This is a genomic window from Pseudomonas sp. JUb42 (assembly GCF_024807945.1).
GTDB lineage: Bacteria > Pseudomonadota > Gammaproteobacteria > Pseudomonadales > Pseudomonadaceae > Aquipseudomonas.
Genome location: NZ_JANUFD010000001.1, coordinates 480,368 through 504,447, shown reverse-complemented (window position 1 = coordinate 504,447; position 24,080 = coordinate 480,368). Strand labels below are relative to the sequence as shown.

The window sequence follows — 24,080 nt, the reverse complement described above, 5'->3', positions numbered from 1 at the left end:
ACTCATCCCTTCGTGGGAGCCGGCTTGCGGCGATCGAGTGCACAGCACTCGCAAAATCACACACCCAAACACACCGCAGCCACCCAATTGAAACCCGATCCTGCAGGAGCTGCCGAAGGCTGCGAAAGCGGTGTATCAGGCACAACCGTTCGCAGCCTTCGGCAGCGTCTGCACCCTCACACCGCCCACGACCATTCGTCGCCTGCCAAAACCAATCCCCCTACATACCCGGTCCAAATAAAACACCCAAAACCCCACAACCCCCAACAACCGCTGCCCCGAGAAAAATTGACCCGAATCAAGCCAAGAATCCTTATCCAAAAACCCTTTCAACAACGATTGCCGCAAACCGCCACACACTATATCCTGCGTTTCGAAATGTAAAAAAACACCAGATAAGGGATTTTCGCTCCGTTTTGGCCCATTCACCACGCACCATGAATGACCACCCGAAACACCCGAGAAAAAAGCGAAAATCACACCTCAAACGTCGTCACGGATGAACAAGTGCCGGGCAAAATCTGTATAATCCCGCGCTCGCTCCAGGGTATTCAAATGACCATTTGCACACGCAATGCTGTCTTACCTGAAAGCAACCTCTACTACCCGTTTTGTTCGCCTGTGTGGCCCCGCGCCGCGGCGGCAAATCCGTTGATCGAACTGCAGCCCCACAAGCCAGTCGATCCCGAGTAAATCTCGAAATCCGTTGCCAACGTTAGCGATACGACGCGGGCACTACATCCTTTGAAATTCAGGAGCTTCCACCATGCTGAGCTGGGACGAATTCGATAAAGAAGACGGCGAAGTAGTCGCCAAGGCAACCAACGCCGGTCACGCCAACGAAGCCAACATGGACCGCCTCGACAGCGCCGGTGGCGCCGCGGCCCTGGAAGCTCGCAACATCACCGCCAACGACTCCGCCGCCCTGATCCGCGCGAAAAAAGCGCTGGACGCCCTGGACGTCGCCGAAGGCCTGGCCGAACTCGAAGGCGCCAGCGCCCGTGTCGCGGTCGATGAAAAGCGCATGATCAACTGCCGCGCCGACCTCAACCAGCTCGTACCTTTCAAGTACGACTGGGCCTGGCAGAAATACCTCGACGGCTGCGCCAACCACTGGATGCCGCAAGAGGTCAACATGACCGCCGACATCGCCCTGTGGAAAGACCCCGAAGGCCTGACCGACGACGAGCGCCGCATCGTCATGCGCAACCTGGGCTTCTTCTCCACCGCCGACTCCCTGGTTGCCAACAACCTGGTCCTGGCCGTGTACCGCCTGATCACCAACCCGGAGTGCCGCCAGTACATCCTGCGCCAGGCCTTCGAAGAAGCGATCCACACCCACGCCTACCAGTACTGCATCGAATCCCTGGCCATGGATGAAGGCGAAATCTTCAACATGTACCACGAGATCCCATCGGTCGCGAAAAAGGCAGCCTGGGGCCTGAAATACACCCGTTCGATCTCCGATCCGAAGTTCGAAACCGGCACCGTCGAAACCGACAAAGAACTGCTGCGCAACCTGATCGCCTACTACTGCGTACTGGAAGGCATCTTCTTCTACTGCGGCTTCACCCAGATCCTCTCCATGGGCCGCCGCAACAAAATGACCGGCGTCGCCGAGCAGTTCCAATACATCCTGCGCGACGAATCCATGCACCTGAACTTCGGCATCGACGTGATCAACCAGATCAAAATCGAAAACCCACACCTGTGGGACGCCGAAATGAAGGAAGAAGCCAGCCAGATGATTCTGCAAGGCACCCAACTCGAGATCGAATACGCCCGCGACACCATGCCACGCGGCGTACTGGGCATGAACGCCGCGATGATGGAGGACTACCTCAAATTCATCGCCAACCGTCGCCTGTCGCAGATTGGGTTGAAGGAAGAGTACCCAGGTACGACTAACCCGTTCCCATGGATGAGCGAGATCATGGACTTGAAGAAAGAGAAGAATTTCTTTGAGACGCGGGTTATTGAGTATCAGACTGGGGGGGCGTTGAGCTGGGATTGATCAACAATCATCCAGTTTTTGCTGCAAATGAGGTCGCCGATAGGCGGCCTTTTTTATTGCCAAAAATACTGCTCAAGAGATTTTCATCAAAACACACGTCAGTACTAGCCATTTACCTCGTCGATTCGTACAGTTGCAGGAGACTTTTCCTACAAGGACGATCGCGTGGCAATCCCCGCAGGTGAGAAAAAAGCGCTAGGTCAAGCACTGAGCATGTTCGATGGAGAGCTTAGGGAGAACCCTGAATGGGCCAACTGGGAGTCCAATGGAGTACATTCATTCGCAATTCGTGTTGGCAATAAGCTATATCCTGCAAAGAAAATTGTATCCCTAGCTATCGATATTGCGGGGCGAGACTTTACTCGCGGCAAGCCTACTAATGGATACCTCACCGCGCGTGCATTTAAGCTGGTTGATCTTCGAAAAGCGCCAAAGCTTGTGTTTATAAAAGGTGAGATCTATGACCGTAAGACCGAAATTAATGGTCCATTTGGCGGAAGCACCCAAAGCGGTATAGCTCCATCCAAACAAGCTCTTGCGATTTTCTTGTTTGCTGGAGCCTCCGGAGAGCAATACGGGTACATAGATGAAGAAGGAGCCCATGGAGTTTACTCATACACTGGCGAAGGGCGAATTGGCCACATGAGACTTACCAAAGGGAATCTAGCAATTCAAAGACACGCTGAGTCAGGCCGCGCACTGCATCTTTTCAAAATATTGGGAAAAAGCAAAGGCCAGCAGTATATGGGAGAGTATGCGTGTGCTGATCTCTCCTGGAAAGACGGGACCGATGCAAAAGGAAACATTAGAAAAATCGTACTATTTCATCTAGTACCCGTAGCGGATCTTATTTTGCACGAAACAAGCCCAACTGATGACTTATCATTAGATACCGTAGAGAAAAATATTCAAACACTCAGAAGTCGTGCATACGAAGCAACGATCGCCTCTGCCAGCAAAGGAGCCTCAACAGCAACCCGCACTGTTTATGCTCGAAGCCAAGCAGTCAAAGATTACGTTTTTATGAGGGCGGGAGGCATTTGCGAAAGTTGCAACCAGCCGGCACCATTCACTACCAACATAGGCCGCCCCTACTTAGAACCTCACCATATTAACAGGCTATCCGATGGTGGACTTGATCATCCGAAGTATATAGGAGCTATCTGCCCTACATGCCACAAGGAGATTCATTACGGTGAAAACGGGGATGTAAAAAATGAATCTTTACGTGAAGCCATTTATAAAAAAGAGATTGATCACAGAAAAATCACAGTCTTTAACTAATTAAAAATTGACTTACAAATAGATTATAAAGCTAATCCTGCGACTCAACATTATTCGAATTCATACTAGACTTATAAGCATTATTTTCCTCGTATTCAATTCGAATTTTTTGTTGTTGTGACATAAAATCAGAAAGCTGAATTCGGGTTTTGGCCTTAAACTCTTCAGGTGCATCTTCATCTTTGAGATGTTTTCTACAAATTTTTATTGCCGATATTAGTGCTGCTTCCTTTCGCACCAATGTCGCTGGATGATCTATCATTGTATAAATCTTCATCAACAACAAGGCTAAAAAAGGCGATAGAACTTGTGCGATATTGGTCCCTATCTGCAAAATTTCCGGGCTCGCCGAAACCAGCTTGCAAAGGTTCAAAATCACGGTATTAACCACTGCAACAACAGATGCAAAAGTCACACTATCTTTCATCTTGCATGGTGCTCCTCGGAAGAGGCTATCTCTATATCAAGTTTGTAATACTCAGGCTGCCTAAACAACCCACGCTTGACATAGTAAGAACTAACAACCTTCCCATTCTCTAAACAATCAATTACAGCATCACGAGGAATAAATCTATTAAAAAGATAGACAATCAACTTCCTTGTAAATTTGTATATTAATGGAGAACTTAATATTAAAGCCCCCATCAATATCACTTCAGAAATATCCTGTTCCGTCCACATAACCTATCCCTCTCAGGGAGCAAGCTCTTCGACAACCCTTTTTATCGTATACGCATTCCTTGTCTTACCAGGACTTCTTGTTTGCTCATGCTGAAGATTCACGACATACAGCTTATCTTTCTGAAAAGCCTCTTCATTGGCGGCAACTTTTTGCATAAAGTCATGATCTTCAATACTCACGCCACACTCAAACCCTTCTCGAGTCTGGATACGCCAACCAGAAGTACCTTTGAAATTTAGCGTAATAAACTTTACTATTACCTGACTAATTTGAATCTCAACTTCTTCGAGAGACCCAACCTTTATTGGCTCGAACAGTTTTATCTTTTCAGATGGAATCTCTACTTCGACCTTATTATTTTCGCCCAAAAACTTCACCCTTGCACCGTCAAGATTCTCAACCGGTGCTTTGATCACTTTGTGAAGCGCCGTACGGACGGTTTTATCTGTGACCAATTGAGCTATCCTCTCAGGGACCTCAATCTTTTCACCCTCGACATCCAAAGTGGCAATTTTAGTCGTAACATCTACTGTAATTTTATCGATTTTCCGATCTTTAAGCTTTTCGATCACTTCGATCGCAGTAGCCGAACCTACAGCAACCCCAGTGGTGACGAACCCCACACCCGTTAGGATAGCTTTTGTAGTCAATGGGTCAGCAAAAATCGCAAAAACCACCTCCAAGGAGCCTTCCTGGGCGGGGGCCAGCACCTTCAGATTGGCTTCTGAAGAACCGTTGCTGACAATTTTTGCCGCTGCTTTGATGAGCTCATCCATCCCAAGAATCGCGTTGCCAAGCGATCTAGCATCGATAGTGTGATTTGCTAAATCACCCTCTGCATCGTAGGAGATCGCAAAAATCGTCTCAATCTTTTCGTCCTTGGGGTGCTTACTCATCTGCTGACTCTAGGTTTTGAATGAATTCGGACTTCAAACACCTGCCGGTGTCCTTGTGAAGGGAAAAAGCCCAGACGGCGCTATGGTGATTCCATTGCTCCATGTTGGGCGGCCAATCCTAACCCTGAAATTTCAGAATTTGGAACTTTTTCGTTAAGTGCGCGCGATTTAAAGACGTTTCCTACCTGCTGGTCCACGAAAGCCTGCACAGCTTTTGGTCTGGCATACGACCTACTCGGTACACGTAGCTCCTAGGTTCGTCACGTAGCCCCACCATGCACTAATACAACGAAACTCTTGCATCACAACCGCACATACGTGATCTGCCGACATTTTCAGAAATGCCCTACAAGATTGAGCCTTGCCTGCTCAGCCAACGCTCCCTACCCTTGCACCGCGCCTAAGAAACGCACAAAACAGAACAGCAGCGGCCTGACCGCTCCCGATAGAATGCGGCTTTTTTGTACCTGCGGCCCCCGGCTGCGCGTCCTAAAATTTCTGCTATGTCGGGAGTGGACCAATACAAGACCCGCAAGGGGAATACGTCCGGCCTTACTGCTGTGGGTTTCTTAACTCCCGACGCCTTACCTCAAAGAAGTGAACAGCAGAGATAACAAAAATGTTTGATACACGTACCGCACGCCAGCCAATGGCAGAACCCCACACCCCCACCCTCTTCCTCCACTACAACCGTCCCCTGCGCACTCTCCTCCTGGAATCGCAAATCTGGTTCTGCGCCCGCGACCTTGGCCGTCTGATGAGTCGCCCCTTGAGCGACCGCACCACGCGTAAGCTGGACGAGGATCAGCGGCGGACGGTGTTGCTGGCCGATCACGGTGGTGATGCGGTGGCGGAGTTGATGGTGACGGAGTCGGCGGTGTATGCCTTGCTGGCTCAGCACTATCACATTGATAACCGTGGCCTGCGGCGGTGGATCAGTAATGAGGTGGTGGCGTCGATTCGGGATGAGGCGTTGCCGGTGGATTGTGTGCAGCCGAGTTTGAGTTTTCTGCAATGGCCAGGGTTGTCGGTGAGTCTGTTGCATTGGCAGAGCGAGCCGTGGATTCGGCTGCGGGATATGCCGCGGATGTTGCCTCATGACCAGATGCCGGCGGTGTCGGGTTTGCGCAAGGGGCGGCTGTCTTGGTGGCGGGCGGCGTGGCAGGTGTTTCGGTTGGTTTGATTGGGCATAGGACGGCATCTGTTGGCGAAGCGATCGGTCGGTGGTGATCTGGCGATTGCTTAGCGAATGAATTCGCTTCCACAGGGTTGTGCTGTGTTCCCTGATTGGCGAAGAAATAAATAGAAGGCAGGAAGCATCCATGAGCAGGCGAAGTGACCGGCTATCTGTCGAGATCAGCGTTGTAGCTGTGGGGACGCTTGAGCACAGCGACGAGAAGCAGCGCGATTCGGTCTTTTCGTATGGCGCGGTGGTAGCGGCAGAGAACGCCGTTTCCCTGACCATGCCGGTGCGCCCGGAGAGTTACCACTGGGCGTATGGAGTCCATCCGCTGTTCGAGATGCATATCCCCGAGGGCTATCTCAAAGATCATCTGGTGCGGCGGTTCAGCAAGGCGGTGGGTGGCTTTGATCGCTTGGCGTTACTGAGCATTGTCGGTCCGCATCAGCTCGGCCGTGTCGGCGTTGCCCGTTCAGTCGATAGTGAGTCGCCGCCAAGGATCAAGGTCTCGGAATTGCTGGCCCATAACGGCGCGCGGGATCTGTTTGCTGACCTGATACAGACTTGCGCGCCCTACTCCGGGGTGTCAGGCGTGCAGCCAAAGGTGTTGGTTCGTGACATTGGCAGCACGGGCCTTGATCTGGAGAGCGCCATCCACCGGGGCGCCACCCATCTGGTGAAAGCCTTTAGCGAGTCAGACTTTCCCCAACTGGCCGCCAATGAGTTTTTCTGCATGCGGGCAGCCTTGCACTGCGGTCTTGAGGTGCCGGAGTTTCAGCTTGGCCAGCAGGGCAAGTTATTGGTGGTGAAGCGTTTCGATATCGGTGATCGCGCCTACCTCGGGTTTGAGGATATGTGCGTGCTATCCGGCTGGGGCACGGCGAAGAAGTACGACGGCAGTTATCAGGGCTGTGCGCGGCTGATCAAGTCTTATGTCACGCCCCACCGTGTCACCCAGGCGCTGGAAGATTTCTTCGTCATGGTGGCGCTCTGTGCCGGTATCCAGAATGGCGACGCTCACCTGAAAAACTTCGGCCTGCTCTATGAGAGCTGTGCCGATGACGCCGACATTTGGCTCGCCCCCGCTTACGACCTGGTGACGACCACGGTGTACAAGGGCAACGACATTATGGGGCTGTTGCTGGGTGGTTCGAAGGCCTGGCCCAAGCGACGGATGCTGGTCCAGTTCGGGCGCAGCTCATGCAACCTGAGTGAGGCTCGCTGCAATGAATTGCTTGGCAGGGTTCATGACGGGATGCGTCGTGGGATGGCTGAGCTTGCGGACTATCGGAGCAGTCATCCGGGGTTTGAGGTGGTGGGGGACAAGATGACTGCGGCTTGGGAAGCGGGGTTGTCGCGCAGTATTGCTGCGGAGTGAGTTGCCTTGGCGGTTGTAGCCCCAAACCTACAGACTTTCGGCCTGAATCCTAATCACTTCGGGACTTTTCCTACTTACTTTCGAAACGGTTTTATCCAATCTCTGACTGGTTAGGTTGCTCGATTCCTACTCGTTGATCGGTGCAGTCGTTCGTAATCAAAGGGGCGCCTCTTCGCATGGGCGCCTCGTCAGCAGAGAGGGCATTCAATGGCTATTGGATATTTCATTGGCTTGGGTGACAAAACCAGTTGTGGAGGAAAGGTTCTCGATGGGCATGACGGCGTTATATGGAATGACCTGCTGCATGCACGTGAAGGGGACCGAGTTAGCTGTGGCGTGGACGGTAAAACTTATGAGATTCGCGGCGGTGTTTCGTACTACATCAGCCACGGACGGGCCGTGGCCGGTACGCTGGATAGTGTCAGCACTTGCCCCTGTCAGGCCACGCTGATCCCTTCCACGTTTGACTCCAGCTACGTCGGTGAAGAACGCCCCGTGCAATCAACCCGCTGGGCGTCGGCCACATCACCGCTCTGCGCCTCAATCACCACCCACTGCGATGAGCGATTTCAGTTGCTTGATCATCGGCGCGTGCCGCTTGGCAAGCTGGATTACGTATTGCTGCAAGACGATCAGTGCGTCGCCTTTGGCAAGCTGGATGAGCGAGGCCGCAGCGATGCACATGGCAGCGCAATCCCCGCCAGCTTGAGTATTGCAATCAGCGCACCGTCGCCCCTGATGGAGTAACCACGATGTCCTTGAACGATTTCCAGCGTACCAATGCCGTCGGCCCGGATACTTTGTTCTCCATGCCGCAGGGCAGTTCACAGACTTATGCGCCTGCTGATACACCACCCAAGCAGGTCATCGTTGAGCCTCTGGCGCTAACGCGCTTGCCTGTGGCAATGCGCACTATGGGGTGGGATACGGCGGCGGCCCTGATGCAGAGATGGTTTGAGAGCCCGGCGTGGCAGATGCCGGATGAATGGAAGCAGCCTAAAACTCAACCAGACTCCATGAGTTTGTCGAAAGCACAGTGCGATGAAAGTATCGTAAAAATGGCCTGGGCTATGAAATATGAGCGTTGTCGCAAAGCCGTAGAAGTTGCGGAATCAAGGTTGACTACACCGAATGCAGCGATGCGTTTGAAAAGCCTTTTAAAAAAATCCGGATGGCAAGGACAAAACGCGTTTGAACTAGGATTTTATAACATGTCCGCCCTTCACATGGATGCGTTCTCCCAAGTAAATTTCTCTCAATTCGGGGAGACATGGGATGTGTTGGACGATATGTACGGAGCCCTGGGTAACGCAACATTAAAGATCGGTGTAGCAGGAAAAGCGTACACCGAAGAAAGCTATACAACCAACCCGACCCGCCATTACTTTTATGTTGAACATGTGGGCTTTTACATCCGTGATTATTATGACTTTAATGGACTTCAATATCTGGGCACATGGGCGCAAGACCGCGTACTGACCAAGACCGAAACAGCCGCTGCCTTCAGTCCGGCAGGGCAATTAATTTTACACATGAAGAATGGGCCTTTCGCGGCCGTCACCAACAGCGACTTTCGTGAATATCGTGATAAAACCTCCAAAGGTGGCGACTATATTATTTACTCCGATATTTTATGGAAAAAGGCCGATCACGTTATTGATTTAGGAACATGGGCTTGAAAATCGCCAGTCGAAGAATTTGCTTTGTTGTGGCCTACATCGGTATAGCCGGTAGCCTATGGGCCGCTTCGCAATGGTGGGAGAAGGGTTTGGCTGCAAGGCTGGGGGAAGCTGATATCAGCCCCGGCGGTTGCTATCGGGTCGAAATATTTAAGCCATTTTGGGTATTGCCCAACATCTTTCACCCAAGGGTCCATCCTGATGAATTGGATAAACCAGAATGGTTCCCCTGGTGGGGCTATCCCGGTTTTTTTCGCCTCTATGATCATCGTACAGGCAAGTTAATTTCAGAAACCAGGATCTACGATTTGGAAACAGGTGGTGGAGGTATGACTTGGGGAGCGGGTTCGGGAGAAATATTTGCCGGTATGATCCCCGTCGGCCCTAACGTGGCTGACTGCATAGGTGACAGGCCCTCAAACCGAACGCCAAAGGTATGACATATTTGTCACGTCAAATCGCCTTTGCGGCGACCTACGTTACTATTGCAGGCGGCCTGTGGGTCGCCTCGCAATGGTGGGAAAAATCCTTGGCAACGAACTTAAGCGCTCCAGTTATAAGCCCCGGCGGCTGTTATCGAGTCGAGACGCTAAAACCGTTTTGGGCGTTACCGAGCCTGCTACAACCAGTGCAGGATCCGAACGAAGAGGGATCAACCAAATGGTTTCAGCTGTGGGGTTATCCTGGCTTTTATAAATTATATGATCACCGCAGTGGAAAGTTGATAGGAATGAGCAGCGTTTACGATTTGCAATATACTAGCGGGCCTCTGTATTGGGGTAGCAAAAGTTTCCCAGAGGTATCAGCAGGCGCTATATATATTGGTCCTAATGTACCTGACTGCATAGGTGACAGACCTATGCCTCGCAACTCAGCAAACTAAACATCGAAGCTATCGAAATCGCTTTTGTTGCCTCCTAAACCCAGATACTTCGCGAGCAAACCTCGCTCCACCGAGTTCAAGTTGCAGGCTAACCCTTCATCCGCGCCCGATACTCTTGCACCATGGCTTTGGTCACATCTTCCTTAAAGCACAATGGCGCGGCGCCGCCGGGGCGGTTGTAGGCGCTGCGTTTGCCGCACCGGTTGCCGTTGCGGGCGGCGTTGTAGGGGCATGGGCAGTTGCCGGAGTAGGCGGCGATGGAGTCGTCGATCAGGCGCTGGGCGATGGCGGCGTCGGTGAGGCTGGCTTCCTTGGCGGTGGCCTGGAAGGTGCAGAGCAGTGCCCACAGGGCGATAAAGACGATTCCTGTCTTTTTCATGGCCATTCCTTAGCTTGAGGGATGAAGTATCCGACAAGCTTTTTACCATGACATCAATGGGCCAGTACACTCAAGACAGTGCAGCAGCCCGGTATTTCAATTCGCGCGAGGGGTAAATCGTAGGAGCTGCCGAAGGCTGCGAATGGCTGCCTGATGCACCGCTATCACAGCCTTCGGCAGCTCCTACGGGGTCCCATTCCGGGTCATGGAACGCTGCGCATTACATCGTCAGATACGCCTTGCGCACCTCTTCATTGGCCGCCAGCTCGGCCATGCTGCCTTCGTAGCGGATCAGGCCCTTTTCCAGGACGTAGGCGCGGTCGGAGACGAGGGCGGCGAAGTGCAGGTTCTGTTCGGAGAGCAGGATGCTTGCGCCTTTGGCTTTGAGGGCGAGGATCATCTGGGCCATTTGCTCGACGATGATGGGCGCGACGCCTTCTGATGGCTCGTCGAGGAGGATCAGGAAGGGGTTGCCCATCAGCGTGCGGGCGACGGTGAGCATCTGTTGTTCACCGCCGCTCATCTGGCCGCCCGGGCGTTCTTGCATGGCGCCGAGGTTGGGGAAGAACTCGAACAGTTGTTGCGGCGTCCAGTTCAGCGCGGGGGTGCCGTCGGGCCAGCTGCGGTCCGCCTGGCGGCCGACTTCGAGGTTTTCGGTGACGGTGAGGTGGGTGAACACGCGGCGGTCTTCCGGGACGAACCCCAGGCCCATGCGCGCCAGTTGGTAAGGCTCCAGCCCGGCGACGTCGCGGCCCATGAACTGGATATTGCCCTGGCGCCGGGGGAGCATGCCCATCAGGGATTTGAAGGTGGTGGATTTACCCGCGCCATTGCGGCCCATCAGCGCCACCACTTCGCCGCGCCGTACGTTGAGGCTGACGTTGTAGAGCACCTGGGCCGCGCCATACCAGGCGTTGAGGCCGGACACTTGCAGCAGCGACTCGGCGTCGGCGGTCATTGGGGTCTTGTTGGCAAGCACTGCACTCATACCGTCACCTGCGATTGCGCCTGTTCATTTTCAAAGGTCTTGCCGCTGCCGAAATACACTTCCTGCACCTTGGGGTGATTGCGGATGTACTGGGCGTCTCCCTCGGCGATGAGGCGGCCACGGGCCAGGACGATCATGCGGTCGGCATAGGCAAAGACCACGTCCATGCTGTGTTCGGTAAACAGCACCGCCATCTTGCGTTCCACCACCAGGCGCTTGGTCAGGGCCATAAGATCGTTGCGTTCCTCGGGGCCCATGCCAGCGGTGGGTTCATCCATCAGCAGCAGTTTGGGATCGTTGGCCAGGGCCATGGCCAGTTCGACGCGCTTGACGTCGCCATAGGCCAGTTCGCTGCACGGGCGCTCGGCATGGTTGTGCATGCCGACCTGGGCGAGCAGGTCCATCGCCTGTTGGCGGTATTGGCTGCGGGCCGGGCGGAACAGCGCGAAACCCTGGCCATGGTGCGACAGCAGGGCCATCTGCACGTTTTCCAGCACGCTGAGGGAGGCGAAGGTCTCGGCGATCTGGAAGGTGCGGCCGACCTGCATGCGGCAGATGTCTCGCGGGCGCCTGCCCACCAGTTCCTTGCCCAGTAATTGGATCGAACCGCCCGAGGCCTTGAGCTGACCGCCAACCATGTTGAAGGTGGTCGATTTGCCGGCGCCGTTGGGGCCGATCAGGGCGAGCAGTTCGCCTTCGTGCAGATCGAAGTTGATGCCATCGACCGCGCGCACGCCGCCGAAGGACTTGTTCAGGTCACGTACTTGCAGAAGAACAGTCATGCCCGCTTCTCCACTACCGCTGCGACCGGCACGGCCTTGGCCGCAGACGTCGTCCGCCATTTTTTCCACCACTGCCCCGCTTCCTGGAAGAACCCGGCGATGCCTTGGGGGAAGACCAGTACCAGCACCAGAATCACTCCGCCAAACACCGCCCGCCAGTAATCGGTGGCACGCATGATGTAGTCCTGCAGCACGCTGAATACGCTTGCGCCGACTACCGGGCCGAGCAGGTTCTGGATGCCGCCGAGCAGGACCATGACCAGCCCGTCCACCGACTTGCCGACTGCCATGGCGTCCGGGGAAATGCTGCCCTTGGAGAAGATGTACAGGGTCCCGGCGAGACCGGCGAAAACGCCAGCGATGACAAACGCCATCCACTGCACGCGCTTGACGTCGATGCCGATGGCGTCGGCGCGCAGGGCCGAATCCCGAGCCGCGCGCAGGCTGTAGCCAAAGGGCGCGAAGAGGATGCGTCGCACCAGAAACACGCTGGCCGCCACCAGAACCAGGGTCAGGTAGTAGTAACTTGTGCCATCGAGCCAGGAGGACGGCCAGATGCCAGTGATGCCGTTGGAGCCGCCGGTGACGTCCTCCCACTGGAACACCACGGACCAGACGATCTGCGAGAACGCCAGGGTCAGCATGGCCAGGTAAACGCCCGAAAGCCGTACACAGAACCAGCCAAACACCAGCGCACCCAACCCTGCTACAAGGGGCGCGAAGGCGAATGCCAGGGGCATGGGCATGGTCAGCACCTTGAACAGGATCGCCGCGCCATAGGCACCGAGGCCGAAGTAAGCGGCATGGCCAAAGGAGTGCATGCCCCCCGGGCCCATGATGAAGTGCAGGCTGACGGCAAACAGCACGGTCACCAGCACGTCCTGGGTCAATACGCTGGCATAGGGCAGCCAGGTCGATAACAACGGCAGCACGGCCAGCACCAGCAACAGCGCGCCGATCAGCAGCTTGAAGTTTTTCGAACCGGGCCGCAGCGGTGCTTCAATCGGGGCCGAGTTGCGGCTGGTGGCCTGGGGTTTGCCCATCAGCCCCCACGGCCGGATGACCAGCACTACGGCCATGACCAGGAACTCGATGACCAGGGTCAGTTTGGAAAAGGAAATGCTGACGCCGAACAATGTGGTCGAGCCCAGGCCGATGCACATGGCCTTGATTTCGGCGATCAACAGCGCCGCGACGTAGGCGCCCGGCAGCGAACCCATGCCACCAACCACGACGATGACAAAGGCTTCGCCGATGGTGCGCAGGTCCAGGGCCAGGCTGGCCGGTTCACGGGGCAACTGCACCGCCCCGCCCAAGCCGGCGAGCATGGCGCCGAGGGCGAAAACACTGGTAAACAGCCACGCCTGATTGATGCCCAGGGCACCGAGCATTTCCCGGTCCTGGGTGGCGGCGCGCACCAGCACGCCCCAGCGGGTCTTGACCAACAGCAGCCAGACCAGGCCCAGAACCACGGGACCAATGGCGATCAAGAAGAAGTTATAGGACGGAAACTGCCGACCGAGAATGTCGATCGATCCGGACAGGCCGGGGGCGCGGCGGCCGAGCAATTCTTCGGCGCCCCAATAGCCCAGCACGGCGTCATTGATGACCAGTACCAGGGCGAAAGTGGCCAGTAATTGAAACAGCTCTGGTGCCTTGTAGATGCGTCGCAGCAAGACGATTTCCACAGCTGCGCCGAGCACGCCAACGGTGATCGCCGCCAGCGCCAGGCCGAGCCAGAATCCAGCGGCGCCGAGCGTGCCCATCAGGTGCTCGACCAACGAATAAGCGATGTACAGACCGACCATGTAGAACGAGCCATGGGCGAAGTTGACGATACGGGTCACGCCGAAAATCAGCGACAACCCCGCCGCCACCAGAAACAGCGACGACGCTTCGGCCAGGCCATTGAGTAACTGTGCAAGTAAAGCTGAAAAGTCCATGACGGCCTCGATTCAGGGTGATGAGGTGTTGCATCCCGCCCTGTTGGAGCGAGGCTTGCCCGCGAATTAAGCGACGCGGTATGCCAGGCACACCGCGTCATTTGTTCGCGGGCAAGCCTCGCTCCAACAGGACAGTGTTCACCGCGCGGTCTTACTGCTCCGGCCGCAGCTTGCGAACTTCGTCATCCGACGGCAGCAGCGTTGCACCCGGCTTGAAGTGGTAATCCACCATCACGCCGGAACCATCCTTGACCGCCAGCTTGCCGACATACAGGCCCCAGGTGGCCTGGTGGTCGATCTTGCGATATTCCAGCGGGCCGTCCGGAGTGTCGACTTTGAGGCCGCTGAAGGCATCGACCATGGATTCGGAATCGGTCTTGCCACCGGAGGCCTTGATGCCTGCTGCGATGGACTGAATCGCCGAGTAGCCGATGATCGAGCCGAAGCGCATGTTCTCGCTGCCGTATTTGGCATGGTAAGCGTCGACGAAGGCTTTATGCGCCGGGGTGTCGATGCTGTACCAGGGGTAGCCAGTGACGGTCCAGTTCGGCGGCACTTCGTCCTTGAGCGGCTCCAGGTATTCAGGCTGGCCGGTGATGATGCTGAGCACCGGCAGTTGCTCGCCGAAGAAGCTGCGCGTGGTGCCTTCACGAATGAACTTGGCCAGGTCAGCGCCGAACAGGGCGTTGAAAAGGGCGTCCGGCTTGGAATCGACCAACGCCTGAACCACGCTGCCCGCATCGACCTTGCCGAACGGCGGCGCCTGCTCGCTGACGAACTCGACATCCGGCTGGCGGGCCTTGAGCATGGTTTTGAAAGCACTGGCGGCGGCGGTGCCGAACTCATAGTTGGGGTAGACCAGCGCCCAGCGTTTCTTGTGCAGCTTCACCGCTTCGTCCACCAGTGCGGCGGTGAGCATGTAGGTCGAAGCATCGAGGCGGTAGGTGTAGCGGTTGCCGGCACTCCAGACGATGTTGTCGCTGAGGGCTTCGGTGATCAGCACAAAGCGTTTTTTCTGCTTGGCGTAGTCGGACAGCGCGGTACCGATATGGGCGTAAAACGCACCGGCGAGCACATCCACATGTTCGCGGTTGATCAGGTCCTCGGCCTGGCGAATGGCATCACCGGGGTTGGCGTTGTCGTCGCGGGTGATGAGTTCGAGTTTCTTGCCATTGACGCCACCTGCGGCGTTGATTTGCTCGACCGCCAGCTCCATGCCCTTCTTGTAGCCGTCGGTGAAGACCGGCTGGGACTTATAGCTGTTGATGTCGCCGATCTTGATGGTGTCCGCCGACCAGGCGACACCGCTGATAACCAAAGCAACCGCGCCTGCCAGCAGGCTCGACTTCTTGAAACGTGCACGCAATTCCATGGTGTTCTCCAAGCTGATCAATTCAAAGGCTTGCACAGCATTAGGGCGTTCCAGGATCGGACGACCGTTATTAAACGGGCAGTTAATTAATTTGCAACGCGTATGCCAATCAGGCTTTTTTATAGTCAGGCGTTGTGCAGCAGGCCCGGTACATGGGCCAGAGGCCTTACCACGGCGTACTTCTGGGCCATATCGAACAGGTTGGCGTCATGGGGGCCGATGGCCCGGTCACCCACGCAGTCGCTGACCACCAGCGGGCGAAAGCCATGATTCAGTGCGTCCAGCACACTGGCACGCACGCAGCCACTGGTGACGGCACCGGCAATCAGCACGGTGCGCACGCCATGGAAAGTCAGCCAGGCGGCCAGATCGGTGCCGAAGAAGGCCGACGGCAAGGTCTTGCGCACCACCAACTCGCCCGGCAAGGGTTTGAGTTGCGGCACGATGGCACTGCGCGGGGCGTGTTCGGTCAAGGTCAGCATGGACGGGACCTTGAGGGAAAACACATTGGCATCGGCGCCATCGTCGGCAAAAACGATCCGCGAATGGGCCACCGGCCAGCCTTGCTGACGGGCATGGGCCAGCAGGTGTTCGGTCTGGGCGATGGCCTGGGGAATATTGCCGCCACCAAAGATCGCGGGATCGGCAAAGCCCTCCACCAGATCGACGATCAACAGGGCATAGGGCGCGGGCAGCTCCATGTCGGCGCCGAAGCCCTGGCGCTGATAGCTTTCAATATCGGTATTGGCGGATTGATCGTTCATTACATCAGCTCCTCGTTGACGACTTTGCCGCCGTCGACCACTACCAGGTCGTCCAGCAACACCGTGCACCCGCGCAGCGGGATATCGATATGGCAAGCAGTGGTGCGCGACCCGCCCGCTTCGTTGTTGGGGCCCAGGGAGAACAGGAAGTTGCCCTCGTAGGCCCGCGCATCCATGCCGATATGCGCCTCGCGATCCAGCAGGCCCAGGGTCGACCAGCGCGCTCTTGGCTGCAGGCCCCAGCCGATATGAGAGATGGCATAGGCTTCGGGGTCGTCGAAGCTCTCCATGTAGTCACGCAGCAGCGCCGCCTCGACGCCGCCGTCGATGCGCGTGGCATAGCCGCCTTCGACCGTGAGCTGGATCGGGTCCTGCACGTAGCTCTTGTGTGGCAGCAGGATGTCGCCGCGGTCGATGACGATGGTGCCGCTGGCCTGCAACTCGTTGGGCCAGGTCAGCACAAAGCCGCTCGGCCAGTGGTCCCAGCGCCCCGGCGCGTCGACGAAGCCGTACTCGCTGATGGCCGGAAACTCGCCCAATGGGCAGGACAACGAGGTTCCCGCAGGCGAGGTGACCGTCATGCGCGCGGCCTTTTCGATCCGTGCCGCCGCGCGCATGACCCGCAGGCGATCAGCCTCGGTCGGGACCATGCGTACAAGGATTTCCGGCGGCTCCACAGCCAGTAGGATCTTGGTGCCGCCTTCAAGAATCCGGTGTTGCTCCGGGGAGAACAGCAGGGTCATCAGGTCCAGCACCAGGTCACTGGCTTGCAGGGCGGCCATGGCCGGCTTGTTGCCGGTCAAGGGCGTGGTGCCCAGGTACGCCAAGGGGTCGCGGCTCAGGGAGCGCTCGCCATTGACCGGCGCCAGGTCCAGCCGACTGATCACCGCGCCCAGTGCCTGGCAGGCAATCTGCGCGGTGCGCAGGGTCTGGGGATGGGTGTCGGCACCGGTGAGAATGGTCACCGCCTGCCCCGCTTCGAGTCTGGAAAGGCGCAGGACCTGAGTCCAGGCTTCGATCATGCTGTAGTCACTGACGGCCATGGCTAGCGTTCTCCGGTATCGGTCAGGGGCGCACCGAGGAAGTCGCCCAGCGCGGCGTAGAAGCCTTCTTCGTTGTCCCAGGGAATCATGTGGCCGGCATTCGCCACACGCACATGGGCGAGGCCGGGCAAGCGGGCTTGCAGTTCGGCAACGTCTTCGTCCTTGACCACATCGCCCCTGGCGGCGGTCATTAACAGGGCCGGGCAGCGGATGGCGGCGATGTTTTCCACGACGGGATCGTCATGAAAGCCGTTGAAGCTGGCCAGGATTGCCCGTTCATCGCAGGTGTGCAGCCACTGCGCGCGCAGGGTCAGTTGGGCCTCGGTCCAGCTCGGGCAGAAGGCGCGCATGTCCGCGCCGCTCATGCCCGTTTTGGCTTGGCGAATGGAGTCGATATACCAGGACAACTGCGCCGGATAAGGGCGACGGCCAGGCCCGGATACCGGAGGGTCGACCAACACCGCCCGCGCCATGCCCGGCGCCCCGATCAGCGCCGAGCGAATGGCAATCCTCGCGCCCATGGAATGCCCGACCACGCTGTAACGCTCAAGACCCAGCGCTGCGGCAAAGGCGATCAGGTCACGGGCCTGAGCGTCCAGGCTGTAGTCCAGTTGCTCGCCGGTCGCAGACAGCCCGCGGCCGCGAACATCCAGCACATAGGTGTCAAAGCGGCTGGCCAAGCGTTCGGCGACAAAGCCCCAGGTCACCGCCGGGCTGGTAATGCCCGGCACGATGATCAGCGGATCAAGCCCCGCCTCACTGCCGTCGGCCGGGCCGTAACGCAGGTAATGCTGACGGATGCCATTGGCGTGCACGTGGGCGCCGTAGCGAAGATGACTCATTGGATGACCTCCCAGGGATGGTGGTGCGTCGGGTCCATCGAAACCCTGTGATTGATTGAAATCTTCGCCTTTGGCGGGCGCCCATTCATTCGCCAGAGCGGTATTAGCGACACTGACCAGGCGTCGGCTGTACCGCCCTCTTCGCGAATGAATTCGCTCCCACAGTCAGTTGGCGACCTCATCTGCATGCGCATCACGCCGGAATCTTCGCCGCCAGCGGAAAACGCTTTTCACAATCACGCGCGTCGTACTCGTAGACCCAGTTCGCCTGAATTCCCACGGCATTCGGGTTGAGTAACTGGCGCCAGCGGTAAGCCATATCGCGCTTGAGCTGCGACCACGCCGAAGGCAGGTGGTAAGTGCGGCCACGTTCACGGGCTTCCAGTTGAACCCGGCTGGTGCGGGGCAGGCGTTCCAGTTCGTAGGCGCGCAAGGCCGACTGCAACTGATGCGAGCCGTGAAACGCCAGAGATTGGGCCAATACATAGCCGTCTTCGATGGCCATGGCGGCGCCTTGGGACAGGAAAGGCAGCATCGGGTGCGCGGCGTCACCGAGCAGGGTGGCGTTGCCTTTGGACCAGGTCTTCATCGGATCGCGGTCAAACAGCCCCCACTTGAAGATCGCCTCGGGATCGGTGCGTTTGAACAGCTCGACCAGGTTCGGGTGCCAGCCCTCAAAGCCGCCAAGCAGCTCCTGTTGCGTGCTCTTGGCATTCCAGGATTCCTCGACCCACGCCGGGCTTTCGTTGACGGCGACGATATTGACCATCGAGCCACCCTTGACGTAGTAGGTCACCACGTGGCCTTTAGGGCCCATCCAAAAACTCGAATCCGGGCTGACGAAGGGCAGCGGATGCTTGTCGACATTGACCAGGGCGCGCCAGCACATGTGCCCGGTGTAGTTGGCCGCTTCCTCGCCCCACAGCTGCTCGCGGATCACCGAGCGCACACCGTCGGCGCCGACGATCAGGTCGGCCTCAAACTCCGAGCCATCGGCAAACTTCGCCACGGCGGTGCTGCCGTGTTGGACCAGGCCGACGCAATGCGCGCCGAAAGTGGCCTGATCCGGCTTGATATCGCGGGCCAGGGCGGCATGCAAATCGGCACGATGGACATGATAGAACCGCGCGCCATACAGATCCGGGCAGGACGCTTTCAGTGGCGTTCTGAACAACTCCCGCGCGGTTTTCCAGTTGCGCCCCACCATCGCCTCGGGCAGAAAACCGATCTTTTTCAGTTGCTCATCCAGGCCCAGCTCGCTGAGCACCTTCACCGCGTTGGGGGTCATCTGTACCCCTGCGCCGACCTCACCGAACATCGGTGCACGTTCGAAAATCCGCGCCTCGATGCCACGCTGACTGAGTGCCCGGGCCAGGGTGACGCCGCCGATTCCCGCACCGATGATGCCAACTCGCAATGCTCTGTCCATGGGTGTTCCTCCTGCCGGGGCGATCGTTGATCGCGTCGGCGCTTTGTAATAATTGATCAACCAATTAATTAATCGGTCAAAAAAATAAGTCGAGACGGCCCCGGCCCCTAAAGGTCCAAGACCAGGCTGTCGCCCAAGCCGCGTGAGCAGCAGATCATCATGGTTTCGCTACGCTGGCGTTGTGCCGGGCTGAGCACCGTGTCGCGGTGTTCCACCTGACCGGCCAGTACCTTCACTTCGCAGGCGCCGCACACGCCCTCCTCGCATGAATACGCCACCTCGACACCGGCTGCTTCGCAGACCTGCAACAGGCTTTGCTCGGCCGCGACGGTCAGGGTCAGCCCCGATCGCTGCAGGCGCACACGAAAGGAATCACCCGGCTGCAAGGCATCGGTGGTGGCGCTGAAGCGCTCGCGATGGTTATTGGCTTGCGGGCGGTGCAGGGTCAGGCGGTCAAACTCGTCGACCATTCCCTGGGGCCCGCAGCAGTACAACTGGGCGCTATGGGGCAAGGTGGCGAGGATATCCTTCAAGCGCGGCGGTACCCCGCCACCCGAGCGGGTATGGAACAACCGGACACCGTCCTGCTCCCGGCACAGTTGCTCATGAAACAGCATGTGTTGCGCGCTGCTTGCCCAGTAATACAAAGAGGCTTTGCGGCCCTCGGCCTTGAGCTTGCGGTACATCGAGACGATGGGCGTAATGCCGATGCCCCCTGCGAACAGGTGAAACTCTTCATCGCTCGGCAGCAGCGGGAAGTGGTTGCGCGGCTGCGACATTTCATAAGTCGCCCCCACCACCGACTCGAAGTGCAACTTGCGCGAGCCGCCCTTGCCGACTTCCGCCAGTTGCACGGCAATCTGGTAACGCGCCGGGTGGGTCGCAGGCCAGAGCAACGAATACTGGCGCAGCAGGTCCGGCGCCATCACCACGTCGACATGAGCGCCAGGCTCGTAAGTCGCCAGCGGCTGGCCATCCAGTGCTTCAAAGGTGTAGATATTGATGCCCGGGGCGCCATATTCGATGGCGTGCAGGCGCACCTTGAACACGCCGTCAGATAACGCCATAGCTGATGCCCTTGTTACGCAGCCAGGTACGGTAGCGTTGGCCCATGAGGTCGGTGCGGTGATGCAGCTCATAACGCAGTTCGGTGGGGATACGCTCGGGACGCTGGCTTTCGACAATGTCGCGATCCTGGCCGAAGACCACGTCTGCGCGGGCCCTTACCGCATCCGGATCGGGTCGTGGGCTGACATCCATCGCCGCACAGACGCGCACGATGCAATTAACCGTGTCCAGAGGCTGAACGGTGAACAGGGTGGCGAAGGTATCCGACTTGTCGCTGATGATATTGCCTTCGGCGTCGGAGTCCTGGGTACGCTTGGAGAAGTAACCCACCAGCGGGCGGAAGGCGTGGTAAGTATAGAAGGCCACCAGTGGTTTGCCCCGGGCATCGCCCCACGGCTGGAACACCCGGACTTCGGAGGAACGCAGACCGCCGTCCACTTCTTCGACGCTGTAGGGTTCCAGACGATCTGGCTTGTCCATCACGCCATTGAGGCCGGCGTGCACAAACGGGAAGTGCGAGGCATCGATGAAGTTTTCCACCGCGCGGAAACCGTTGGCGGCGTAGTTGTAAGGGCCGCTGTGCACCTTCATGAAACCGGCATCCTCCCACTCCGGGAATACCGGGATGTCAGACTCCGGCTCACCCAGGCAGGTCCAGACAAAACCGTAGCGCTCCACTGCCGAGTAAGGAAAGGCTTTGGCCTTCTTCATCGGCTTCTCATCGGGTGCGGCAGGCATCAGGGTGCAGGCGCCGCTGCCGTTGTATTCCCAGCCATGGTACGGGCAGACCACCGAGTCATTCTTGATCCAGCCCTTGGATAACCGCGCACCACGATGGATGCACAGGTCTTCCCATACGTGGATTTGATCATCGTCGCTACGCCAGACGATCAGTTCGCGTTCCAGCAAACGGACGGGGTAAATCGTACCGGCGACAAAATCGCTGCTGTAGCCAACGACATGCCAGTCGTTGAGCAGGACCGGGTCCTGGCACCCGTCGGCGGCGGTCACGGGTTGGTGAGATGAAACGGCTATCAGGTTCATCACGACTCCTTTGCTCTCTCAGGTTTGCTCACGCTGAGCGGTAATTAATTAATCAACCTTTTAATTAATGGATAGCAGAAGCCGTGCCAAATGCAAAAATATTCTTTATCTATCTGATTTTTATGAGTTTTATTAAAAAACCTGTTTTCTACCCGATTCCCCGTTCGCACCATCCTGGTGAAGCTTCCTCCCAAAATGGTGCTTTTCTACCCATCTCAGGCCGTCACGCCGACATGCCTCCGACGACGAAACTGGTGACCTGCTGGATCAGCGACTGCCAGTCATCCGGGTTGTACTGCCCGTCCGGCAGGCGCTCTTCCATGCGATGGCTATCAGAAAATGCGTAGAGGTAAGTGCCGACCATCAGCGTGATCCGCCAGTTGGCATCCAGGTCACTCAGGCCTGGCAGGGCTTCCTTCAAGGCATCGACGTAACGCTGGGTCGAGGTGCCGTAGGCTTTATCCCGCAGAGCATAGGAAATGTTTGGCGGCTCAGTATGCAAACGCGCTTGCAGACGCAGGAAATGTCGCCCTTGAACGGACGTACGCAACACCACGGTCGGCAGCAGAAACGCCTCGACTATGGCCCGCACGACGGGCTTCTCGCCCTGGGCTTGCAGGGTCTCGAGATTCTTCAGGCGCTCATCGGAAATGGCACTGCCGCGGCGCAGAAACACCTCTTCGAACAAGCCGTATTTGGAACCGAAGTAGTAGCTGATCAGTGCCTGGGTGACTTTGGCGTGCTGTGACACTTCGCGCATGGTGGTGCCGGCATACCCAAGGTTGGCGAACAATTCTTCCGCCGCATCCAGAATCTCGTCCCGCAGGTTACTGGCGCCTTCCGGTCGGCCGGGGCCCTTCCTGCCGGGTTTGCTCTTCTCTGCCGGAGAAGCCGCATTGCCACGTCGGCCCGTAATTGTCTGCATCGATACACGCTACCTTAGGAGTTGAATCATCCGATCCTGATGGACAAACCAGGCTGCCAGGCCTGGCCGAGTTCTCGCGAAATTAAATTAATTGATTAGCTCTTTAATTCATAGCAGTGATCGTGCCAGATGAACCTGGATCAAAGTTCGCGCCTGCGCGGACGTGGCGGTATGCTTTCGCGCAGTTCATTCAAGGCACTGTTTATGTCGCGCAAAAAGTCGTTACTGCCCTCTTCTCCTGGCACCGCGCCGGTGCATTTTCTCGGCAGCCAACCTTGGTGGCTCAGTGTGCTGCTGGCCATTGCTACGGGCTGGTATCTGCATTCGGTGGCCGTGGAGCCGTTGCCCGAGTTTGCCGGAGGGCATTCGGGTGGGCTGGCGGTGAGTGCGATGTTTCAGAAGATGGCGGTGATTGGCCAATACGTGCTGCCGCTGATTTTTCTGGCGGGGGCTGCGGCGTCGGTGTTGCGACGGCGTAAGGCGGTCGTGCTGCCGGAGCCTGAGGTTGCGCCGGAGCCTGAGCCGGTTATTGAAGAGGTAGCGGCGCCTGAGGTGGTTGAAGTGCCTGGGGTCGAACCGGTTGTTGTACCGCCGGAGCCGGAACCCGAGGTAGAGGTCAAGGCGCCGAATTGCCCGCACTGCAAGAAGCCGATGGTGTTGAAGGTTGCCGGTTCCGGGGCCAATGCCGGGGGGAATTTCTGGGGGTGTGTGGATTATCCGAAGTGTCGGGGGATACGGCCGATTTTTGCGCCGATGAAGTAAAGCGAGCGCTTCGCACTCGATCGCCAGCAAGCCGGCTCCCACAGGATGAGCCACAGAGGCATAATGCCATCTCGTTTTTCCGGGCGTCATTAGAAGAGGAAGTCGGATGCGCAGGTTCAGTCTCAAAACCGCCGTGGTATGCCTGGCGCTGATCGGTGGTCTGTTTGCCGAGGATGCGCTGGCGGCGAGCAAGGCCAAGCATCCGCCGGCCAAGGTCGCGACGCAGCGGGTGTCGATGCTCGGCGGCAAGCTGGTGTTTGCCCTGCCCAAGGATTACGTGAAAAGTCCGATGCCGGAGATCGACGACAAGGCCAGGGCGGCCGGGGTCACGGGGTCGCTGTACCTGAACAAGCCCGCTCACCGTGTGGTGATCGTCACCGAGACGCCACTGCCGTCCGGCGCCAAGGTCTCGGCCAACGACAAAAAGACCCTGGACACCATCATCGCCGATGCCTTGGCGCAGCAGAAAAGCAGCTACCAGAACTTCAAGAAACACGGCGAGAAAAAGCTCGTGCGCAAAGGCCTGGGCCTGCGACAGCTGGATGTATCCGGGGATGTGGACGGCGGTCGGGTGATCAGCACGACGATTACCGCAGCCTCGGGCACGCGCACGGCGATGGTCAATGTAATTTCCCTCGAGAAGGATGCCAAAGATCATGGCGTGTTGGTGAAGGCGGTTACCGGGGCGAAGTGAGGGGTTGAAATGAACCCTGTTGCCTGAACTTACGCCATCTCGCGCAACA

23 protein-coding genes and 1 pseudogene are annotated in these 24,080 nt (G+C 57.5%); 10 read left to right on the top strand and 14 right to left on the bottom strand.

Translation table 11 applies throughout. The features are described 5' to 3' along the window. The first annotated feature begins 766 nt into the window (after positions 1-766). Together M2401_RS02375 and M2401_RS02370 are read left to right on the top strand one after the other, a co-directional pair. The gene (locus M2401_RS02375; protein ID WP_259099185.1) at positions 767-2,014 is read left to right on the top strand and encodes a ribonucleotide-diphosphate reductase subunit beta; all 1,248 of its coding nucleotides are present in this window, start codon (positions 767-769) and stop codon (positions 2,012-2,014) included. 165 nt (positions 2,015-2,179) lie between these two features. Next, positions 2,180-3,298 carry an HNH endonuclease signature motif containing protein gene (locus M2401_RS02370; RefSeq protein ID WP_259099182.1) on the top strand — a complete coding sequence of 373 codons (1,119 nt, stop codon included), beginning with the start codon at positions 2,180-2,182 and terminating at the stop codon, positions 3,296-3,298. 31 nt (positions 3,299-3,329) lie between these two features. Here the strand turns inward: M2401_RS02370 and M2401_RS02365 are convergent, their stop codons facing one another. Both M2401_RS02365 and M2401_RS02360 read right to left on the bottom strand, forming a co-directional pair. Next, entirely contained in the window at positions 3,330-3,725 is a 396-nt protein-coding gene (locus M2401_RS02365) for a hypothetical protein (protein ID WP_259099180.1), read from the bottom strand. Positions 3,726-3,991: 266 nt separating this feature from the next. Further along, entirely contained in the window at positions 3,992-4,876 is an 885-nt protein-coding gene (locus M2401_RS02360) for a hypothetical protein (RefSeq protein ID WP_259099176.1), read from the bottom strand. 619 nt (positions 4,877-5,495) lie between these two features. On the opposite strand from M2401_RS02360, the gene M2401_RS02355 reads away from it, so the two are divergent. The 6 genes from M2401_RS02355 to M2401_RS34420 all read left to right on the top strand — a co-directional run bounded on the left by M2401_RS02355 (position 5,496) and on the right by M2401_RS34420 (position 9,996). After that, the gene (locus M2401_RS02355) at positions 5,496-6,059 is read left to right on the top strand and encodes a Bro-N domain-containing protein (RefSeq protein ID WP_259099173.1); all 564 of its coding nucleotides are present in this window, start codon (positions 5,496-5,498) and stop codon (positions 6,057-6,059) included. Between the two features lie 139 nt (positions 6,060-6,198). Next, on the top strand, positions 6,199-7,434 hold the full coding sequence (locus M2401_RS02350; protein WP_259099171.1) for a type II toxin-antitoxin system HipA family toxin: 1,236 nt from the start codon (positions 6,199-6,201) through the stop codon (positions 7,432-7,434). Between the two features lie 207 nt (positions 7,435-7,641). After that, positions 7,642-8,181 carry a PAAR domain-containing protein gene (locus tag M2401_RS02345; protein ID WP_259099168.1) on the top strand — a complete coding sequence of 180 codons (540 nt, stop codon included), beginning with the start codon at positions 7,642-7,644 and terminating at the stop codon, positions 8,179-8,181. 5 nt (positions 8,182-8,186) lie between these two features. Further along, a complete protein-coding gene (locus tag M2401_RS02340) occupies positions 8,187-9,113 on the top strand; it encodes a DUF6402 family protein (protein WP_259099165.1) in 927 nt (308 codons plus the stop codon). Further along, positions 9,110-9,553, top strand: coding sequence for a hypothetical protein (locus M2401_RS02335; RefSeq protein ID WP_259099164.1), 444 nt, complete (start codon positions 9,110-9,112; stop codon positions 9,551-9,553). The genes M2401_RS02340 and M2401_RS02335 overlap by 4 nt, the downstream gene beginning before the upstream one ends. Further along, a complete protein-coding gene (locus M2401_RS34420; protein WP_259099162.1) occupies positions 9,550-9,996 on the top strand; it encodes a hypothetical protein in 447 nt (148 codons plus the stop codon). Before M2401_RS02335 ends, M2401_RS34420 begins: the two co-directional genes overlap by 4 nt. Positions 9,997-10,084: 88 nt before the next feature. Here M2401_RS34420 and M2401_RS02325 read toward each other — a convergent pair whose 3' ends face one another. The 12 genes from M2401_RS02325 to M2401_RS02270 all read right to left on the bottom strand — a co-directional run bounded on the left by M2401_RS02325 (position 10,085) and on the right by M2401_RS02270 (position 22,575). Then, positions 10,085-10,375, bottom strand: coding sequence for a hypothetical protein (locus M2401_RS02325; RefSeq protein ID WP_259099160.1), 291 nt, complete (start codon positions 10,373-10,375; stop codon positions 10,085-10,087). A gap of 220 nt (positions 10,376-10,595) precedes the next feature. After that, positions 10,596-11,363 (bottom strand): ABC transporter ATP-binding protein, encoded by a 768-nt coding sequence (locus tag M2401_RS02320; RefSeq protein WP_259099158.1) that lies wholly within the window; start codon positions 11,361-11,363, stop codon positions 10,596-10,598. Continuing rightward, on the bottom strand, positions 11,360-12,145 hold the full coding sequence (locus M2401_RS02315; RefSeq protein ID WP_259099157.1) for an ABC transporter ATP-binding protein: 786 nt from the start codon (positions 12,143-12,145) through the stop codon (positions 11,360-11,362). The genes M2401_RS02320 and M2401_RS02315 overlap by 4 nt, the downstream gene beginning before the upstream one ends. After that, complete coding sequence (locus tag M2401_RS02310) at positions 12,142-14,088, bottom strand: ABC transporter permease (RefSeq protein WP_259099155.1); 1,947 nt, start codon at positions 14,086-14,088, stop codon at positions 12,142-12,144. The genes M2401_RS02315 and M2401_RS02310 overlap by 4 nt, the downstream gene beginning before the upstream one ends. Before the next feature lie 151 nt (positions 14,089-14,239). Further along, positions 14,240-15,460 carry an ABC transporter substrate-binding protein gene (locus M2401_RS02305; protein WP_259099153.1) on the bottom strand — a complete coding sequence of 407 codons (1,221 nt, stop codon included), beginning with the start codon at positions 15,458-15,460 and terminating at the stop codon, positions 14,240-14,242. Between the two features lie 125 nt (positions 15,461-15,585). After that, on the bottom strand, positions 15,586-16,224 hold the full coding sequence (locus M2401_RS02300) for an isochorismatase family protein (protein ID WP_259099152.1): 639 nt from the start codon (positions 16,222-16,224) through the stop codon (positions 15,586-15,588). Further along, positions 16,224-17,267 (bottom strand): 2,5-dihydroxypyridine 5,6-dioxygenase, encoded by a 1,044-nt coding sequence (locus M2401_RS02295; RefSeq protein WP_259099150.1) that lies wholly within the window; start codon positions 17,265-17,267, stop codon positions 16,224-16,226. The genes M2401_RS02300 and M2401_RS02295 overlap by 1 nt, the downstream gene beginning before the upstream one ends. A gap of 2 nt (positions 17,268-17,269) precedes the next feature. Next, positions 17,270-18,109, bottom strand: coding sequence for an alpha/beta fold hydrolase (locus M2401_RS02290; RefSeq protein WP_259099149.1), 840 nt, complete (start codon positions 18,107-18,109; stop codon positions 17,270-17,272). A gap of 193 nt (positions 18,110-18,302) precedes the next feature. Then, complete coding sequence (locus M2401_RS02285; protein WP_259099148.1) at positions 18,303-19,538, bottom strand: FAD-dependent monooxygenase; 1,236 nt, start codon at positions 19,536-19,538, stop codon at positions 18,303-18,305. A 107-nt stretch (positions 19,539-19,645) separates the two neighbouring features. After that, positions 19,646-20,605 (bottom strand): PDR/VanB family oxidoreductase, encoded by a 960-nt coding sequence (locus M2401_RS02280; RefSeq protein WP_259099144.1) that lies wholly within the window; start codon positions 20,603-20,605, stop codon positions 19,646-19,648. Further along, a complete protein-coding gene (locus M2401_RS02275; RefSeq protein WP_259099142.1) occupies positions 20,592-21,650 on the bottom strand; it encodes an aromatic ring-hydroxylating dioxygenase subunit alpha in 1,059 nt (352 codons plus the stop codon). Before M2401_RS02275 ends, M2401_RS02280 begins: the two co-directional genes overlap by 14 nt. A 223-nt stretch (positions 21,651-21,873) precedes the next feature. Further along, positions 21,874-22,575, bottom strand: coding sequence for a TetR/AcrR family transcriptional regulator (locus tag M2401_RS02270; protein WP_259099141.1), 702 nt, complete (start codon positions 22,573-22,575; stop codon positions 21,874-21,876). 621 nt (positions 22,576-23,196) lie between these two features. Between M2401_RS02270 and M2401_RS02265 the strand changes: the two are divergent. Continuing rightward, positions 23,197-23,337 (top strand): annotated as a pseudogene (locus tag M2401_RS02265) (restriction endonuclease); the annotation flags it as partial. Positions 23,338-23,443: 106 nt separating this feature from the next. Next, a complete protein-coding gene (locus tag M2401_RS02260) occupies positions 23,444-24,031 on the top strand; it encodes a polyribonucleotide nucleotidyltransferase (protein ID WP_259099139.1) in 588 nt (195 codons plus the stop codon). The last annotated feature ends 49 nt before the right edge of the window (positions 24,032-24,080 follow it).

Bases quoted from the DNA above. Each gene is read 5' to 3' on its own strand.
- M2401_RS02375 (WP_259099185.1), top strand. From the start codon at position 767: ATGCTGAGCTGGGACGAATTCGATAAAGAAGACGGCGAAGTAGTCGCC.
- M2401_RS02365 (WP_259099180.1), bottom strand. From the start codon at position 3,725: ATGAAAGATAGTGTGACTTTTGCATCTGTTGTTGCAGTGGTTAATACC.
- M2401_RS02360 (WP_259099176.1), bottom strand. From the start codon at position 4,876: ATGAGTAAGCACCCCAAGGACGAAAAGATTGAGACGATTTTTGCGATC.
- M2401_RS02355 (WP_259099173.1), top strand. From the start codon at position 5,496: ATGTTTGATACACGTACCGCACGCCAGCCAATGGCAGAACCCCACACC.
- M2401_RS02350 (WP_259099171.1), top strand. From the start codon at position 6,199: ATGAGCAGGCGAAGTGACCGGCTATCTGTCGAGATCAGCGTTGTAGCT.
- M2401_RS02345 (WP_259099168.1), top strand. From the start codon at position 7,642: ATGGCTATTGGATATTTCATTGGCTTGGGTGACAAAACCAGTTGTGGA.
- M2401_RS02340 (WP_259099165.1), top strand. From the start codon at position 8,187: ATGTCCTTGAACGATTTCCAGCGTACCAATGCCGTCGGCCCGGATACT.
- M2401_RS34420 (WP_259099162.1), top strand. From the start codon at position 9,550: ATGACATATTTGTCACGTCAAATCGCCTTTGCGGCGACCTACGTTACT.
- M2401_RS02325 (WP_259099160.1), bottom strand. From the start codon at position 10,375: ATGAAAAAGACAGGAATCGTCTTTATCGCCCTGTGGGCACTGCTCTGC.
- M2401_RS02320 (WP_259099158.1), bottom strand. From the start codon at position 11,363: ATGAGTGCAGTGCTTGCCAACAAGACCCCAATGACCGCCGACGCCGAG.
- M2401_RS02315 (WP_259099157.1), bottom strand. From the start codon at position 12,145: ATGACTGTTCTTCTGCAAGTACGTGACCTGAACAAGTCCTTCGGCGGC.
- M2401_RS02310 (WP_259099155.1), bottom strand. From the start codon at position 14,088: ATGGACTTTTCAGCTTTACTTGCACAGTTACTCAATGGCCTGGCCGAA.
- M2401_RS02305 (WP_259099153.1), bottom strand. From the start codon at position 15,460: ATGGAATTGCGTGCACGTTTCAAGAAGTCGAGCCTGCTGGCAGGCGCG.
- M2401_RS02300 (WP_259099152.1), bottom strand. From the start codon at position 16,224: ATGAACGATCAATCCGCCAATACCGATATTGAAAGCTATCAGCGCCAG.
- M2401_RS02295 (WP_259099150.1), bottom strand. From the start codon at position 17,267: ATGGCCGTCAGTGACTACAGCATGATCGAAGCCTGGACTCAGGTCCTG.
- M2401_RS02290 (WP_259099149.1), bottom strand. From the start codon at position 18,109: ATGAGTCATCTTCGCTACGGCGCCCACGTGCACGCCAATGGCATCCGT.
- M2401_RS02285 (WP_259099148.1), bottom strand. From the start codon at position 19,538: ATGGACAGAGCATTGCGAGTTGGCATCATCGGTGCGGGAATCGGCGGC.
- M2401_RS02280 (WP_259099144.1), bottom strand. From the start codon at position 20,605: ATGGCGTTATCTGACGGCGTGTTCAAGGTGCGCCTGCACGCCATCGAA.
- M2401_RS02275 (WP_259099142.1), bottom strand. From the start codon at position 21,650: ATGAACCTGATAGCCGTTTCATCTCACCAACCCGTGACCGCCGCCGAC.
- M2401_RS02270 (WP_259099141.1), bottom strand. From the start codon at position 22,575: ATGCAGACAATTACGGGCCGACGTGGCAATGCGGCTTCTCCGGCAGAG.
- M2401_RS02260 (WP_259099139.1), top strand. From the start codon at position 23,444: ATGCGCAGGTTCAGTCTCAAAACCGCCGTGGTATGCCTGGCGCTGATC.